The sequence below is a fragment of the Psychrobacter sp. 4Dc genome, assembly GCF_002836715.1.
In the GTDB taxonomy this organism is placed as follows: domain Bacteria; phylum Pseudomonadota; class Gammaproteobacteria; order Pseudomonadales; family Moraxellaceae; genus Psychrobacter.
In genome coordinates, this window is the sequence record NZ_PJAT01000105.1 from 25369 (window position 1) to 41157 (window position 15789).

Genomic DNA, 15789 nt, shown 5'->3' on the forward strand with positions numbered 1-15789 from the left:
GAGCCATTCAACAGCTAGAACCATTCAACAGCGCGGTCATACCAAGTATCAGCACGGTCTTCATCACCTTCACTTTGCTCGCTGATACCTTCTGCACCATCAGATTCAACAGCTTCGCCATTTGGAATTTCTAAACCTTCGCGGCGACGTTGTTGATTGATATCACCTTGCTGATTTTGGAACTGTGTCTGTTCACGAGCGCGATCTTGCTGATACAGGCTCAGCGCACAACTGCTGGCTTCTTCTGGTAGGTGAGCTGACATTACTGGTAGGTAGCGAGCGTTAGCACAGCGCTCATTAGACAGTTTGCCTGAATTGTTCTCTAGCCATAACCACTCGATACCTTCTGGCTCTGGTAGAGCAACCGGAGTCAGTTTTAGGCGTTTCATATAATCTACCCAAACTGGTAAGGCGCCAGTACCACCACTCAAACCAATCGGTTTATTGTCATCACGACCAACCCAAACGACACTTACATAGTTGCCACTATAGCCTGCAAACCAAGCATCACGGTAGTCATTTGTCGTACCTGTTTTTCCGGCTAGGTTTAAATTACTGCCGAGTGATTGGGCGCGTCTGGCTGTACCATTTGAGACGACTTGCTGTAATGCATAGTTGGTCAAAAAGTTGGTTTCAGGTGGAATGCTGCGCTGAGTGTTAAGCCCAGTACGCTGTAAGATACGGCCGCGATCATCAATGACCGTACGGATACTGTGAATAGGCGTGCGGAAACCACCAGTGGCAAATACTTGGTAAATACCAAGCATGTCCATCGGACTCAAATTAACTGAGCCTAATAATGCTGATGGGTAAGGTGGTATTTTTTCTTTGATACCCATGCGCTGTAATTGCTTAGCAAAGGTATTAACGCCGAACTCCATACCTAAGCGTACTGCTGCTTGGTTATAGGATTGAGACAGTGCCGTGGTAAATGGTACATAACCATGATCACGGTTGTCGTAGTTTTTAGGGTTCCAGTCAGTACCGTCGTTTAGATTGACCGTGATAGGGGAGTCATCTACTGAACTGGCCAAGTTATAACGACCGCTCTCAAGCGCAGTCATATAAATGATAGGCTTCAGCAATGAGCCGACTTGGCGTTTGGCATCTACCGCGCGGTTAAACCCTGTAAATTCACTACCACTACCTACGACAGACACTAGCTCGCCAGTCTCAGGATTGGCACTCACTAATGCACCTTGTAAATCCTTAGTTTTGCTACTGCTACGGCGCAGCTCACCAAGTTTTCTATCAACGGCTTTGTCTGCGGCCAATTGAGCGATAGGGTCTAGAGTACTGATAATAATCAGACCTTCGTTCTTGAGGTCGTCAGAATAATAGACGGTATTTAGCTCACGTTTAACAATATCTAAGAAGTCAGGGAACTGGCTTTTGCCTTCAGCAGGCTTATCCACGATACCAAGCGGTTGTTTCAATGCTTTGTCGTAGTCTTCTTGACTCAATGTGCCCATGGTCAGCATATTGTTAAGCACTACGTCACGGCGTGCTTTTGAGTCATTAGGATTACGACGTGGGTTATAAATACTTGGACCTTTTGCCATACCAACCAGCATTGCTTGCTGATCTAAGCGCAGCTCATTAAGAGGTTTGTCAAAATAAAACTGTGATGCCAAACCAAAACCATTGATAGAGCGGTTGCCATTTTGACCCAGATAAATCTCATTCAAATAGGTCTGTAGAATTTCATCTTTGCTGTAATGCAGCTCAAGCAGCACGGCCATCAATGCTTCGTTGGCTTTGCGTTTGATAGTGCGATCTGAATTGAGATAGAAGTTTTTGATCAGCTGCTGGGTGATGGTCGAGCCACCTTGTCTGGCACCACCAGTAAAGTTATTGATTACGGCACGGGCGATACCACGTACTGATACCCCTTTGTGCTCATAAAACGCGCGATCTTCGGTAGCGATAAGGGCATCAATTAACGGCTGAGGCACTTCGTCCAAAGACACAACCATCCGATCTTCATTACTGTCGGGATAGATACCACCGATATTGACAGGCTCTAGACGAATGATACCGCTTTTGGCAGGCAGAGTACTTTGAATAGACTCTACTTTATTGCCAGAAATCGTCATTTTGATGACTTGCTCGGCATCTTTATCATTAGCACTATACGTAAAGCCGCGAGTGTGAATAAAGTAAGTATTACCTGTTCGGTGATAGGTACCTGTGCGGTCATAAGCTTTGTTGCTTTGATAATTAAGCAACTCTAGCCATGTCTTCATTGTATCTCTATCGACATTGGCGCCTTGGTACAGCTCAAGCGGCTGCGAATACACTTTGGCTGGAATGTCCCAGCGCTTACCCTCAAACTTATGAGTAATGGTGCGATCAAGTTTGATTAAATACAGTGCCAACAGCACCATGCCTGCGATGATGATAATTAATAGCAGACTACTAAAGACCAAGCCGCGCTGCTGCGAGGGTAGCGTGCGCATAGTAGACTTAGATGACGCTGATAACTTGGTATTTGGTAACTTGTAATTAGGTTTTTGCACGGATGTCGCACCATTTTTGGATAAAAAACTGCCTCATAATGACGCAAATTGATAAATTTTTCAATCTATCATCGTCAACGCGGGCATTTATTGGTCGTAGACCATGAGCGATGATACTGCTCATAGCGATAGCTTATAGTATAATCCCTATTAAAATACCGATACTTGTAATAAAGCGTCAGTCACTTTCAATCTGGTAGATAAACGCCATATAAGATAACAATTTACGATTGCCCTCACGATGTATTTTGTATGAATTCGCTGTTGCTAATGGTTTGCTATTAGCCGTTTGTTATTAATACTGTGCCACTAGTGGTAGTGATATTCATGTGATTAAAAACGGCTCTATTGCATGACGTACAGTACAGTCAATACGAGCAAGTTTGCTTTAAATGAATGCATTTTAAGCAAGCCTGTCAAAGGAAGTAAGCGCGACTATGTCTAGTATCCAATCATCAGTATCATCTGCTACCAATCACTCTTATGAAGACACTTCTATTATCGAAGGCTTAGTGCTTCCGCTGGCTGACCACTGTTTTCACTGCGGCGACCCCGTACCTCAGCCACCGTTTCATACCGAGATATTAGGTCAGTCACGAGAGATGTGTTGTATGGGCTGTCAGTTAGCTGCCCAAAGCATTGTAGAGGCTGGTCTTGAGCAATATTATCTTGACCGTTCAGAGATTAATCGTACGGCAAGTTTGCCAACCCAGCTGACGCGTCTCGAGGTCTACGATCATGACGAGATAAAATCACAGTTCGTTTACGCGCAAGATGGCATGTCAGTAGCAGAGCTGTCTGTTAATAACTTACGGTGTGCTGCCTGTACTTGGCTGATTGAGTCGCGTCTCGATGAGCTAGAGGGTATTGGTAAATGTCAGGTAAATTTGACCAACCAACGTATGCGGGTCATTTGGAATGAAGATAAGTTACCCATCAGTCGCATTTTAGCGGTCATCAACGAAATCGGCTACGAAGCCAAGCCTTATCGCCAAGATACACACGAAGCCATGCTGGCACGTCATAACAACCAAATGCTGTTGCGTCTCGGCATCGCTGCACTAGGTTCGATGCAAGCGATGATGTATGCCGTTGCGCTTTATTTTGGTGAGTATAGCGACATGTTGATATTCCAACGTGACTTTTTGCGTTGGGTGTCTTTATTTGTGAGCACACCTGTATTTTTCTATGCTGGTATTCCTTTTTTTACCTCTGCATGGTCAGCGATTCGTGCCCGCCAAGTCAATATGGATGTGCCCGTCAGTCTTGCGTTGATTATTACTTTCTTTGCCAGTCTCTACGCTACCATCACTGGGCAAGGGGAGACGTACTATGACTCGGTTAGTATGTTTATTTTCTTTTTGCTGGCAGGGCGTTATATCGAGCATAACGCACGTTTAAAAGCCGCGACTATGGCTAATGATTTGGTAGTGGTTGAGCCGGTATTGGTACAAAAAATCGCTGAAGACAAAGCAGCTGCTAAGCGTATTTTACAACTGCTAAAAGAAAATACGTCTCAACAAGATGAGCTTATTAAAAGTGAGCTTACTGAAAATGAAACTATTAAAGGTGAGTCAGCTATAGTAGAGCCGATGCCTGATTTTATGCAACGTATGGACGCCAATGTTTATCAGCTCACATCACGTATCGCTCAAGACTGGCAGCAGTCACGCAACCAACAGAATGTGCAATCACAAGCAGAAGACGATATAGAGTCAAAGCAAATGGTCACCGCTCATAGTTTACAGGTGGGTGATATTATTTTGGTTGAAGCGGGCTCTGAGATTATCAGTGACGGCATCTTGCTAAGTTCTACTGCAACGGTGTCACAAAGTCTACTGACTGGCGAAGGTGATTTAATCATCAAATCCCAAGGTGATTATATCGTCGGCGGTGCACAAAACGATAGCCAGCCGTTCGAAATGCTCGTCACCGCCTTACCAAAAGACAGTCAGATAGGTTTAATTGATCGATTGATGAATCGTGCCATGAGCGAAAAACCCAAACTGGCGCAACAAGCAGATAAGCTGGCACGTTGGTTTGTCGCGCGTATTTTGGTTTTATCCGTCTTAGTATTTGTCGGCTGGTATATTGTTGACCCAAGCCAAGCCATTTGGGCAACCGTGGCAGTCTTAGTCGCTACTTGTCCATGTGCTCTGTCGTTGGCAACGCCGATTGCCTTGACCGTCTCAACCAATCGTCTGGCAAGCTATGGTTTTTTGACGACGCGTGGACATACATTACAAACGCTAGCTGAAATCACGCACGTTGCTTTTGATAAGACAGGCACGCTGACTTATGGTAAGCCAAATTTATTAAATATCGAATTAATCACACCAAAAAGCCAGACCGAAATTGACGATTTATCATTAATAGCGCAAAAAGATACGCTATTGGCCATTGCAGCTGCGCTAGAAGTGGGAAGTCGTCATCCAATTGCCCACGCATTACTGACGGCGGCCTATCAGTTACACCTGCCATCGACACAAGCCGTACAGCATTATCCAGCAGGCGGTGTAGAAGCAATGATTGAAGGCACTGTATATCGAATTGGGCACAAGGACTTTGCGCTAGATAAAACAGATAATAGCGTCAATGATATAGATGCTAGTAATGATTTAACCATTAATCTGGTAGCTCAGCGAGCCAGCTCAGCAGTGGTATTGTCTTGTCAAAATACTGATAGCAAAACATGGCAGGCGCTGGCATGCTTTTATTTCAATGACAAGGTACGTGATAGTGCGCAGTCGATGCTCGATACACTCAAAGAGCTAGGTATCGAGTCTGTTATGTTGACAGGTGATCCAAGCCCGCAAGCGCTAGTCATGGCTGAGAGTTTAGGTATGCAAGCTGCATACAATGGCCTATCACCGACTGATAAAGTCAATCATATTCAGCAGTTGCAAGCTAACGGTGCTGTGGTATTGATGGTGGGTGATGGTATCAACGATGCACCAGTGCTAGCAGCAGCAGATGTGTCGACCTCGATTGCAGGTGCGGCAGACTTAGCACAAGTATCTAGTGATAGTATTATCTTAAATGGACAAATCGAGGCCATCACTGCGGCTAAACGTATCTCTGATAAGACGGAACGTATTATCAAGCAAAATTTCCGTTGGGCACTCGCTTACAACAGTATTGTTCTGATACCAGCGGCTTTAGGTTATGTACCACCATGGCTCGCTGCAATTGGTATGTCGCTCAGTTCGCTATTTGTCGTATTAAATGCATTACGCTTAAAACGTGCTTAGTCTCTTTAAAAAGCATTTAATGTAAACAGGTCTGTAAAGTTTGCCCACAAAAAAACCGCCTTCCATCAAATGAAGGGCGGTTTTTTCTATAAAGAGATACTGTTAAGCAGCTCTTACAATTAGTCTTGTAGATAGCTTAGCAGACGCATAAATTCGATATACATCCAGACTAAGGTCGCAAGAATACCAATACTGAACAACCATTCGTAATCTTCAGAAACACCCATCGCAACACCGCGATCAATATTATCGAAATCTAACAGCAAGGTGAAAGAAGCGATAACGATGACAAATAAGCTAAAGCCAATAGCGATAGCGCCACCTTCAAATAGGAACGGTAATGATGAGCCAAACGCTAGAGAAAGTACCCACTGTGCTACATAGACAAGCATAATGGCAATGACCGCCGAGGTCACGATAGAACGGAACTTTTCAGTAACCTTAACTAAACCTGAACGATATAACCCAAGCATAACTGCAGCTGTGACAAAAGTTGCGCACATTGCCGTGACTGGTACCGTTGGATACATTCTCATGAAAAATAATGAGATACCGCCCAAAAATATACCTTCTAACAAGGCGTAAGGCACTGCCAAAGTCTTGGCTTTTTGCGGCTTGAAGGTAATAAAAAGCGCCAGAACAAACGCAGCAATCATGCTACCAAAGGCTGCCATCGTAATAAAACCTTGCGATAAACCTGCCATAAGCGCATAAAAGAAAAAGCCCACACCAGTAATGGCTGATAAACCAAGTAACAAGCTGGTCTTTTGAATTACGCCTTTGACCGTCATTGGATTACCGCCGATCGCAAGTTCTGCGCGACTGACAATAGGATTGGCCATACATAAGTCCTTAATAATAAAATATAAAAATAGTGATATTAGTTACTTTAGCAAAACCGCCATTATTGTCAACTGTGTTTGCGTGACAACTGCTGCGGTGCAACCTTAGACTGCTCATTGGCTAGCGCATCGAGCTACTGTATCGCTCAATATGCTAATTTAACAACTGAACAGAAAGATCTGACTAAGTAAAACATTCGATAGCTTTTATATGGGGTCAGTTACGACAGTTAACAACGATAATTCATAAACATGCTAGTCTAAGCGCGCATTTATCGCTATCATTACCTTGTACTTCACCGTTATACCGAGTCGTTTTATGGAAAACTCAGCGCAGTCAGCAAGATTGCCACACTTACATGAATCAGAGCTATTCCACGCTATTAAAAACCCCGCCTTTAGGCGTATTGGTCTAATGGGCCGTGCTGGTAAACGTAGTGTCACTCAAAGCTTGGTACAGATTGCCCAAACCGTCAATGATATGAATTTGACGTTAATAATGGATGTACAAACGGCCAATTTGCCAACGCTTGATCTCACAGACATAGAAAGAGTCAAAATCGTCAAACGTGGTTTGATTGGTGAGATTTGTGATTTGGTTATTGTTGTTGGCGGTGATGGTTCGATACTACATGCGGCTGAAGCGCTAGCACGCTACCGTGTACCTGTATTAGGGGTTAACCGTGGTCGTTTAGGATTTTTAGCAGATGTAAAACCTGATGAAGCTGCCTTTAAGTTACGCCAAGTATTGATGGGAGACTATCAACTGGACCATCGGTTTTTATTGACGATGGAGATACGAGAAGGGCGCAAAATTATCCATGAAGACATGGCGCTGAACGACATCGTACTGCATGCTGGTAAATCCGTACATATGATTGATTTTCAGATGAAAATTGATGAACATGACGTTTATAGACAGCATAGTGATGGCTTGATAGCAGCAACACCGACTGGTTCTACCGCTTACGCCTTATCAGGTGGCGGTCCAATTATTCATCCGAGTATGGACGCTATTTGTCTGGTGCCGATGCATCCCCATACATTATCTAGCAGACCGATTGTGGTCAGCGGTAATAGTGAGGTTTGTATTCGTATTCATGAAGACAATCGTACTCAGCCGATGGTAAGTGCGGACGGTAAGCCAAGCGTGCCACTTGAGCAAGAGCAGCGCCTCCATATTCGTAAGCATCCTGATAAGCTTACCTTGTTGCACCCACCTGGGTTTGACTTTTATGAGGCCTGCCGTACAAAGCTGCACTGGAACGTACATGCCGAAGAATTCAGTCTTGATGTCGATGATGATATTATAGACGATGAATAAGCGTATCTATTAGACCAAAATATGATACAAAAAATGGTAGTGGAGAGTAGGTAAGATGGATAAACAAACAATACTAGCAAGTCTAACACCCGAAGTGGTTGATAAGTTTCGTATGGCGATTGAACTAGGCAAATGGCCTGACGGTCGTAAGATTACCGCTGAGCAGCGCGAGACTTGTATGCAAGCAGTGATGGTATGGGAACATGAGCATCTGCCGCCAGCTGAGCGTACAGGTTATATTCATAAACCCGTAAAAGACGATGGTACTGTCGTTGGCGCTGAATGTGACGTTGAGCACGAGCATCACTACCCTAATATGCCGAATCCTAAAGGTGCGGTACAGCCTGTTAAGTTTCGTGATAAATAGGTTTATAAGAAGTCTATAATAGTTGTGATAAAGACAATTGTCATAAAAAAGCCACGCTATATAGCGTGGCTTTTTTTACTTTACCAATAATTAAATTATCAGAAATAGCTTAATCAATATAAATGATTAAATAGCAGTCGTATCGACACTAGGACGAACCGTTAGCGGATTCTTTTGCATCAAGAATCCTTGCCAGCCCCAATGTAAAAAATTACGGATATTGGCATGATCGGTACCGTTAGGCGTTGCTTGAACCTTGGCATAATGTTCACCAAATAGTTTAAGCGTGTCCAATTGGTTCAGGCCATGGTGCTTAGCAAAACCAAAAATCTTTGCGCTACCTTCGTTCTCACCGGCTGCATTATGTACCATTCCATTTACGAAAGGAGCAGGCGCATAGCGATAAAAATCATCGATAAAGCTGATGACATCATTGAATCCAATGGCTTTTTTGTTCAAACCATTAAGTAATGCCGATACATCTGATTGGCGGATACTCATAAATAAATGACCTCAGAGCAGATTAAAAAAACAATATAATATTTATGTGTGCTCAATGATGATAGTAGCCGTTGAGCGTTCAGCATTATAATTTAGCTAGCTTAGCGATTAAAGTAATCTTCGTCATCAAATGAAGGCGAAAAGTTGCCTTGCTCAAGATGCTGCATTTGCGACTGTACAGAACGCTCATGCTGAATACGTTGATAAATCTCTTCGCGGTGTACAGCAATATCTTTAGGTGCGTTTACACCGATACGTACTTGATTGCCTTTGACGCCTAGAACCGTCACACTTACTTCGTCGCCAATCATTAGCGTTTCGCCCACGCGGCGTGTCAAAATTAACATGCGTCACACTCCTTATGTCGCATCAACAAATTATTACTCATCAGATTACTTCTCAATTGCAGAACATCACCGCAGCACCAAACACGCAATATAACCATTATCACGATGCCAGATATCGTGCCAATAGCGGTAATGATAGGTAGATTCATTTAGCCCAAATGAAAGCCCCATTATAGGCGGCATAACAGATACTGTCACGGTTTTTCACAAAACTATTAGGTAAATGCTCATTTCAACTATGCTAAAAAATAAAAATAGGACCTAAAAAGATCCTATTTTATTTAAGTACTGTATTTATTTGGATATTATTAATTTAAAAGCTATTAATTTAAATGCTGTTTATCTACATACTATATAAAGTCATTAATAGCGGTTAATAGATAACCATCAATCCTAATGCCACATTTTAACAGTTTTTATGTCTTATAGCCCAGCGATTTTGCTTTCGCCGTCTTCACGATCTAGGCCAAATGCCGTGTGCAATGACTTAACAGCTTTTTCTAAGTGTTGATCCTGAATCAGAACCGACACTTTGATTTCGCTGGTTGAAATCATTTGGATATTGATGTTGTTTTCAGCCAGTGTTTGGAACATAAGGCTAGCGACACCTGCGTGTGAACGCATGCCAACACCAACCAATGACACTTTGACGACTTCACTGTTGCCCAATATTTCTTTGGCGCCAATTTCATCTTTTACTTCTTCGTTAAGCACTTTTAGCGTTTTATCTAAATCAGTGCGGTTAACCGTAAAAGTAAAGTCAGTAGTACCGTTATCCGAAAGATTTTGTACAATCATATCGATTTCGATATTGGCACGACCAATTGGGCTTAAGATAGCAGAGGCGATACCAGGATGGTCAGGCACGCCGCGTACTAAGATTTTTGCTTCGTCTCTATTGAACGCGATACCTGAGATGATTGCCTGTTCCATATTGTCTCCTTCGTCTATCGTAATTAGGGTACCCACGTTGTCTTGAAATTCTTGGTCAAAGCTACCGTCTGTGTTTTCATCAAAGCTAGAGAGTACACGTAGCGGCACGCCATATTTACCAGCGAATTCTACTGAGCGAATTTGTAGAATCTTAGAGCCAAGACTTGCCATTTCAAGCATTTCTTCAAATGTAATTTTTTCAAGTTTTTTGGCTTTTGAGGTCACGCGAGGGTCAGTGGTATAGACGCCATCGACATCGGTATAAATTTGACACTCGTCAGCGCCCAAGGCCGCGGCAATCGCCACACCTGTGGTATCAGAACCACCGCGTCCTAATGTGGTCGCGTTGCCTTCTTCGTCGATACCTTGGAAACCTGCCACAATAACGATATTGCCAGCATCTAATTGCTCACGTATGTTTTTGTCATCGATGCTTTCGATACGGGCTTTATTATGGGCGTTGTCGGTTTTAATCGCGACTTGGCGACCAGTCATTGAACGGGCACCAATACCAAGCTCTTTAATCGCCATGGCAAGCAGTGAGATAGAAACCTGCTCACCTGTTGAGACCATTTGATCGTATTCGCGAGGATCAGGCTGTGTGCTAATTTGGCGAGCTAGATCAATCAAACGGTTAGTTTCGCCGCTCATGGCTGAGACCACGACGACCACTTGATGACCATTGTCATGCCAGCGTTTGACTCGTTTGGCGACGTTTTTGATGCGGTCGATACTGCCCATCGAGGTGCCGCCGTATTTCTGTACTATTAACGCCATAAAAATCTACCTATTTATTCAATAATGACTTTTTATTGTCATTGATGAGAGTCAATGTGATACTCGCCAATGCTTGTATAGATAAAGCCAGATGATAAGAGTTATGCCTTTAGGTTTTTCATTCTTTTAATGGTATGTATCAACCTTATAGAATGAACAATATGCCCAAACGTTGACCTTTATACCATATCTACCGCATAACTTTAAGTCTCAGGAGCGCTTAGATGTATGGCGATTGGTTATAGTAGTTATAACCAATCACGTATTTTATGCGTAGTAGAGTAAAGCTATGCGATAAATATAAGGTACATTGTGACGCGCTATACCAGTATATTCGCGAGTTTAATATTCACTAGCTTAGCTAAGCTGGGTTTCAATCCAAGCAGGTAGAGCGCTGATAACCGCTGTACTGTTGCCAGACTTCGGTGCGCCGCCTTGTGCGTAGTCAGGCTTACCGCCACCTTTACCACCAAGCTCACCTGCTAAATGACGAATAATATCACCAGCTTTCACTTTGGCAGTGACAGATTTTGCGACGCTCGCTGCGAGTGCTAATTGGTCATCTTTATCACCAATTAATACAATCACGCTATCAGGCAGTTTTGATTTGATATCGTCCATCAGCGTACGGATAGATTTACCATCGATACCGCTTAAAGTACTGATAAGAACTGGGGTACCTGCGATCGTTTGTACATCATCAAGCAAATTGGCTGCTTGAGCACTGGCGATTTTTTGCTCTAAGCGCTCTAGTTGTTTTTCTAGGTCACGTTGCTTATCAGCCATAGTACGGACACGCTGCGCCACTTCAGGACGTTTTACTTTCAGCTGACTTGCCAACTCACTTAGCTGTTGCTCGCTTTGCTGAATGTTTTTGACCGCATTCATACCTGTGACAGCTTCAACTCGGCGGATACCAGCCGCAATACCAGACTCACTGGTGATTTTTAGCACACCGATATCGCCCGTACGCTGTACATGCAAGCCACCGCATAGCTCGATAGAGAAAGGCTTGCGCTGACCATCAACGATACGGTCTGTACCCATGGTTAGGACTCGAACGTCACTGCCGTACTTTTCGCCAAACAGTGCCATAGCGCCTTGGTTCATCGCCTCATCAATCGACATATGCTCGATACGGGCAGGGGTGTTGGCTTGAATTTGCTCATTAACGAGACGTTCAACACGCATGATTTCAGCAGCGCTGACAGGTTTGTCATAAGCAAAGTCAAAACGTAGTACTTCGCTTGAAACTAGTGAGCCTTTTTGCGTGACCACATCGCCTAGCACTTCTCTTAGCGCTGCGTGCAATAGGTGAGTGGCCGAGTGGTTTTTGGCGCTGGCTGCACGAATGCTAGACAGTACTTGCGCTTCAGCGGTTTGCTTAGTGCTGATATCACCCATGGTCACGACACCATAATGGATAATCGCCTGACCAGATTTTTTGGTATCTTGCACTTCAAAGACGCCAGATGCCGTACGGATTTCACCAAGCTCACCAACTTGACCACCACCTTCAGCATAAAATGGGGTGCGATCTAATACCACAACGCCTTCCATGCCTTCTGTTAAGCTGTCTGCTGGGTTGCCGTCTTGATAAAGCGCGTCAATAGTCACGCCGTCTTCTTCAAGCTGCTCATAGCCGATAAATGTCGTTGGTGTTTCTACTTGGATGACACTGCTGTAATCGACGTCAAACTTGCCAGCATCACGCGCACGCTCACGTTGTGCCTGCATATGCTCATCAAATTCGGCTTCATCAATAGCAATACCACGCTCACGAGTGATATCTGCGGTCAAGTCAAGTGGGAAACCATAGGTATCATAGAGCTTAAATGCAGCTTCACCAGATAGCGTATCGCCATCTTGTAAGCCTTCAAGTTCGCTGGCAAGTAAACGTAAGCCTTGAGCCAATGTTTTAGCAAACTGTGCTTCTTCTTTTTGAATAGCACTCTCGATGACGCTCTGCTTGTCTTGTAGCTCAGGATAGGCACTGCCCATTTCAGCGACGAGTGGCGCAACCATTTTATAGAAAAACTCACTATCAGCGCCAAGCTTGTTGCCATGACGTACCGCACGACGAATGACACGGCGCAATACATAGCCGCGACCTTCATTACTTGGCGTGACACCATCAGCAATCAAAAACGCCACGGCACGAATATGGTCGGCGATGACTTTTAATGATGATTGTTGCTCATTATTGATTTCTAAAATGTCAGCTGCTGCATCCATCAAATGAACAAATAAGTCGATTTCATAGTTGCCATGAACGCCTTGCATGATGGCACTAATACGCTCAAGCCCCATGCCTGTATCGACGCTAGGTGCAGGCAGTGGTAATAGTGTGCCGTCCTTTTGACGATTGAACTGCATGAATACACAGTTCCAAATCTCAATATAGCGATCGCCGTCTTCTTCTGGCGTACCTGGCAGGCCGCCTTCGATATCGGCGCCATGGTCATAAAAGACCTCGGTACAAGGGCCACAAGGACCAGTGTCACCCATTGTCCAAAAGTTATCAGAAGCGTAAGGAGCACCTTTGTTATCACCAATACGAATGATGCGCTCACTCGGAATACCGATGTTTTTATTCCAAATTTCAAAGGCCTCGTCATCAGTCTCATAGATAGTGACATAGAGACGATTTTTATCAATCGCTAACCACTGATCTGAGGTTAAAAACTCCCAGATATACTCGATGCCTGCTTGTTTAAAGTAATCACCAAATGAGAAGTTGCCAAGCATTTCAAAGAAAGTATGGTGACGGGCGGTATAGCCGACGTTATCTAAGTCATTATGTTTGCCGCCAGCACGTACACACTTTTGAGAGGTTACTGCACGTGTATAGTCACGTGGTTCCATACCCAAAAAGGTCTCTTTAAACTGATTCATACCGGCATTGGTAAATAGCAATGTCGGATCATTGTGTGGAATCAAGCTAGACGATGAAACTTGGGTGTGCTGCTTGCTTATGAAAAAATCGATAAAGGCTTGGCGAATATCGGCTGAGCGAAATGGCTGGCTCACAGCGGCTCCTTACTGACGGATAGAATTGAGTAAATGACATAAAATAATTTTGCAAGCGATTTTAGCACAAACGCCCAAGCTCTTGGTACAAGAGTTATAACTACTAGGTTATTATACGTGTGCTAGTCATCGCCTAATTTATAGAGTATGCAGACTAGTTGGTCAAAATTGCCGCATCCGTTTCATCTAATTTGTCTTGCGTCGTTGGATTAGACTCGATTACTTGCACAGGCAGATAACGTAGTTGGAGCTTGATTGGCAAGTACTCTGGGAAATTCTCTGCCATATCATTAGTAATGAGCGTTTCAATCTGGCGAACATCGTATGAGCTTGGTAAAGTCTCTCCACGCACAATCGCCCGCACCACTTGGTTTTCTTCTGAGGTATCAAATTGCGTATTGGTCAATACATTACCTTGATCGATAAAGTAGTTGTTGATGGCTTCTTTGACACTACTCTCAAATACTTGCTGCTTGGCATTGGTCTGTAGATTGATGGTTAAGTAGGCACCTAAGCCACCAAGTAGCAACAAGGTCACGGCATTGCGCTGCAAAAAGGTCAGATAAGTATTGGATTTATAATCGTCATCGACCAAACGACGGAAGCCTAAGACCCATAATACAAGCGCGTTGGTAAACTGGATAGCAAGAATGTTAGTCGCTGCCAATAATAGCGCACCAAGCCCAAGCTGCATCTCGCCATTAGCGAGTAAGATACCACTAGCTGCCAGTGGTGGTACTAAGGCTGTGGCAACCGCAACGCCAACAACCGCAACCGAGAGATGCGGAGATACCATCGCATAAGCACCAGCTGTACCACCTGCTAAGGCAATCATTAAATCCATGGAAGTAGGCTGGGTACGTGATAGGATTTCTGCCGTTAGCGGTTGGTCCTTATGTAGCCAACCAACGATAAAGCCGACCAATACCACCAATGAGACACCGATAATGACGGTAAAGAGCGACTTACGTAGCAGTGGCATACGGTGATCGATAATTGCTAGCGCTATACCCGTGATAGGGCCTAGCATCATCGCAACCAACATGGCTCCGATGACCACGGCTGCTGAATTAGTCACTAGCCCATAACTGGCAATGATGGCAGATAAGATGTTCATGATGAAGTACATCTTGCTAGGCAGCGCGTTCGCCTCAATCCTAACCCGTACTTCTGGGTAATCTACTTTTTGATTACTAAATTGCTCGGCGACAAACTGCTTATAAGACTCAAGTTTGGCTTCCTTTTCCTCTTGAACCTCATCCTCGTCACTTTCGTTTTCTACTTCGGTGTCTTCTACATCGCTATCTTCTAAATCAGTGTCTTTACTTTGGTTATTATCTTCTGAGTCATTATTTTGATTGTCATCATCGCGACTAGATTTGTTTTTTGTCTTTTGTTGATTGGCTGTTTTGTTATCTGATGACTGTGCTGCGATGTTTGTGTCATCAGCAGGGTCATCGGCATAGTTGTCTTCTGCTTCTACCGTTACCTCTGCGTCACTATCGTCTTGAGCACTTTTCTCTGTTGTTTCCGCCGTATCCGACTGAAAGAAATCGGACTTCTCTTTCGCTTCTATAGACTCTGATTCTGCAACCTCAGACGCTTCAGTATTTGATTGTGACTCAGGTTCTGTCGATTCTAAGGTTGCTACGACCACATCGTCACTGATGGTTTCCATGGTTATCTCAGCGTCAGGTGGCTGCGCACATTCAGTGTCTACTTCGGAGTCTGTTTCAGGCGATTGTTTGTGTTGAGTGTCTTCGCTTTCATCATTGTCTACAGCATCATCAACTACTGGATCAATTAACGCGTCTTGATCTTGAGAAGCGTCAGTAATGATTGGTGAATCATTTTGATCCACTGAGTTATGCGCAGTGTTTTTTTTAGATGAGGACATA

General features: G+C 44.0%; 9 protein-coding genes and 1 pseudogene. 3 read left to right on the forward strand and 7 right to left on the reverse strand.

Annotation, left to right across the window (positions count from 1 at the left end):
- Positions 1-14: 14 nt before the first annotated feature.
- Positions 15-2519, reverse strand: coding sequence for a penicillin-binding protein 1B (gene mrcB / locus CXF61_RS09265; RefSeq protein WP_413775335.1), 2505 nt, complete (start codon positions 2517-2519; stop codon positions 15-17).
- A 437-nt stretch (positions 2520-2956) separates the two neighbouring features.
- Here mrcB and CXF61_RS09270 point away from each other — a divergent pair, with 437 nt between their 5' ends.
- Positions 2957-5770, forward strand: a complete 2814-nt coding sequence (locus CXF61_RS09270) for a heavy metal translocating P-type ATPase (RefSeq protein WP_165597998.1) — start codon at positions 2957-2959, stop codon at positions 5768-5770.
- Positions 5771-5889: 119 nt separating this feature from the next.
- Here CXF61_RS09270 and CXF61_RS09275 read toward each other — a convergent pair whose 3' ends face one another.
- Positions 5890-6612 (reverse strand): Bax inhibitor-1/YccA family protein, encoded by a 723-nt coding sequence (locus tag CXF61_RS09275; RefSeq protein ID WP_057759239.1) that lies wholly within the window; start codon positions 6610-6612, stop codon positions 5890-5892.
- 319 nt (positions 6613-6931) lie between these two features.
- Between CXF61_RS09275 and CXF61_RS09280 the strand changes: the two genes are divergently transcribed.
- A complete protein-coding gene (locus tag CXF61_RS09280; protein WP_193834210.1) occupies positions 6932-7936 on the forward strand; it encodes an NAD(+) kinase in 1005 nt (334 codons plus the stop codon).
- A 55-nt stretch (positions 7937-7991) separates the two neighbouring features.
- The gene (locus CXF61_RS09285) at positions 7992-8303 is read left to right on the forward strand and encodes a YeaC family protein (protein WP_102094259.1); all 312 of its coding nucleotides are present in this window, start codon (positions 7992-7994) and stop codon (positions 8301-8303) included.
- A 126-nt stretch (positions 8304-8429) separates the two neighbouring features.
- On the opposite strand, the gene CXF61_RS09290 is transcribed toward CXF61_RS09285, so the two are convergent.
- The 5 genes and pseudogenes from CXF61_RS09290 to CXF61_RS09310 form a co-directional block, all read right to left on the reverse strand.
- Entirely contained in the window at positions 8430-8804 is a 375-nt protein-coding gene (locus CXF61_RS09290; protein WP_057759243.1) for a HopJ type III effector protein, read from the reverse strand.
- 179 nt (positions 8805-8983) lie between these two features.
- A pseudogene (csrA, locus tag CXF61_RS09295) lies at positions 8984-9151 on the reverse strand (carbon storage regulator CsrA); the annotation flags it as partial.
- Between the two features lie 423 nt (positions 9152-9574).
- Entirely contained in the window at positions 9575-10861 is a 1287-nt protein-coding gene (locus CXF61_RS09300; RefSeq protein ID WP_057759246.1) for an aspartate kinase, read from the reverse strand.
- Positions 10862-11218: 357 nt separating this feature from the next.
- Entirely contained in the window at positions 11219-13891 is a 2673-nt protein-coding gene (gene alaS, locus CXF61_RS09305; RefSeq protein WP_165597999.1) for an alanine--tRNA ligase, read from the reverse strand.
- A 154-nt stretch (positions 13892-14045) separates the two neighbouring features.
- Positions 14046-15789, reverse strand: a 1744-nt coding sequence (locus tag CXF61_RS09310; protein WP_227526651.1) for a DUF389 domain-containing protein, incomplete at its 5' end; no start/stop codon positions are given.

What these genes read in the sequence shown, in the direction of transcription:
- CXF61_RS09275 (WP_057759239.1), bottom strand. Translation starts at nt 6,612, where the DNA reads ATGGCCAATCCTATTGTCAGTCGCGCAGAACTTGCGATCGGCGGTAAT.
- CXF61_RS09290 (WP_057759243.1), bottom strand. Translation starts at nt 8,804, where the DNA reads ATGAGTATCCGCCAATCAGATGTATCGGCATTACTTAATGGTTTGAAC.
- CXF61_RS09270 (WP_165597998.1), top strand. Translation starts at nt 2,957, where the DNA reads ATGTCTAGTATCCAATCATCAGTATCATCTGCTACCAATCACTCTTAT.
- CXF61_RS09300 (WP_057759246.1), bottom strand. Translation starts at nt 10,861, where the DNA reads ATGGCGTTAATAGTACAGAAATACGGCGGCACCTCGATGGGCAGTATC.
- CXF61_RS09285 (WP_102094259.1), top strand. Translation starts at nt 7,992, where the DNA reads ATGGATAAACAAACAATACTAGCAAGTCTAACACCCGAAGTGGTTGAT.
- CXF61_RS09280 (WP_193834210.1), top strand. Translation starts at nt 6,932, where the DNA reads ATGGAAAACTCAGCGCAGTCAGCAAGATTGCCACACTTACATGAATCA.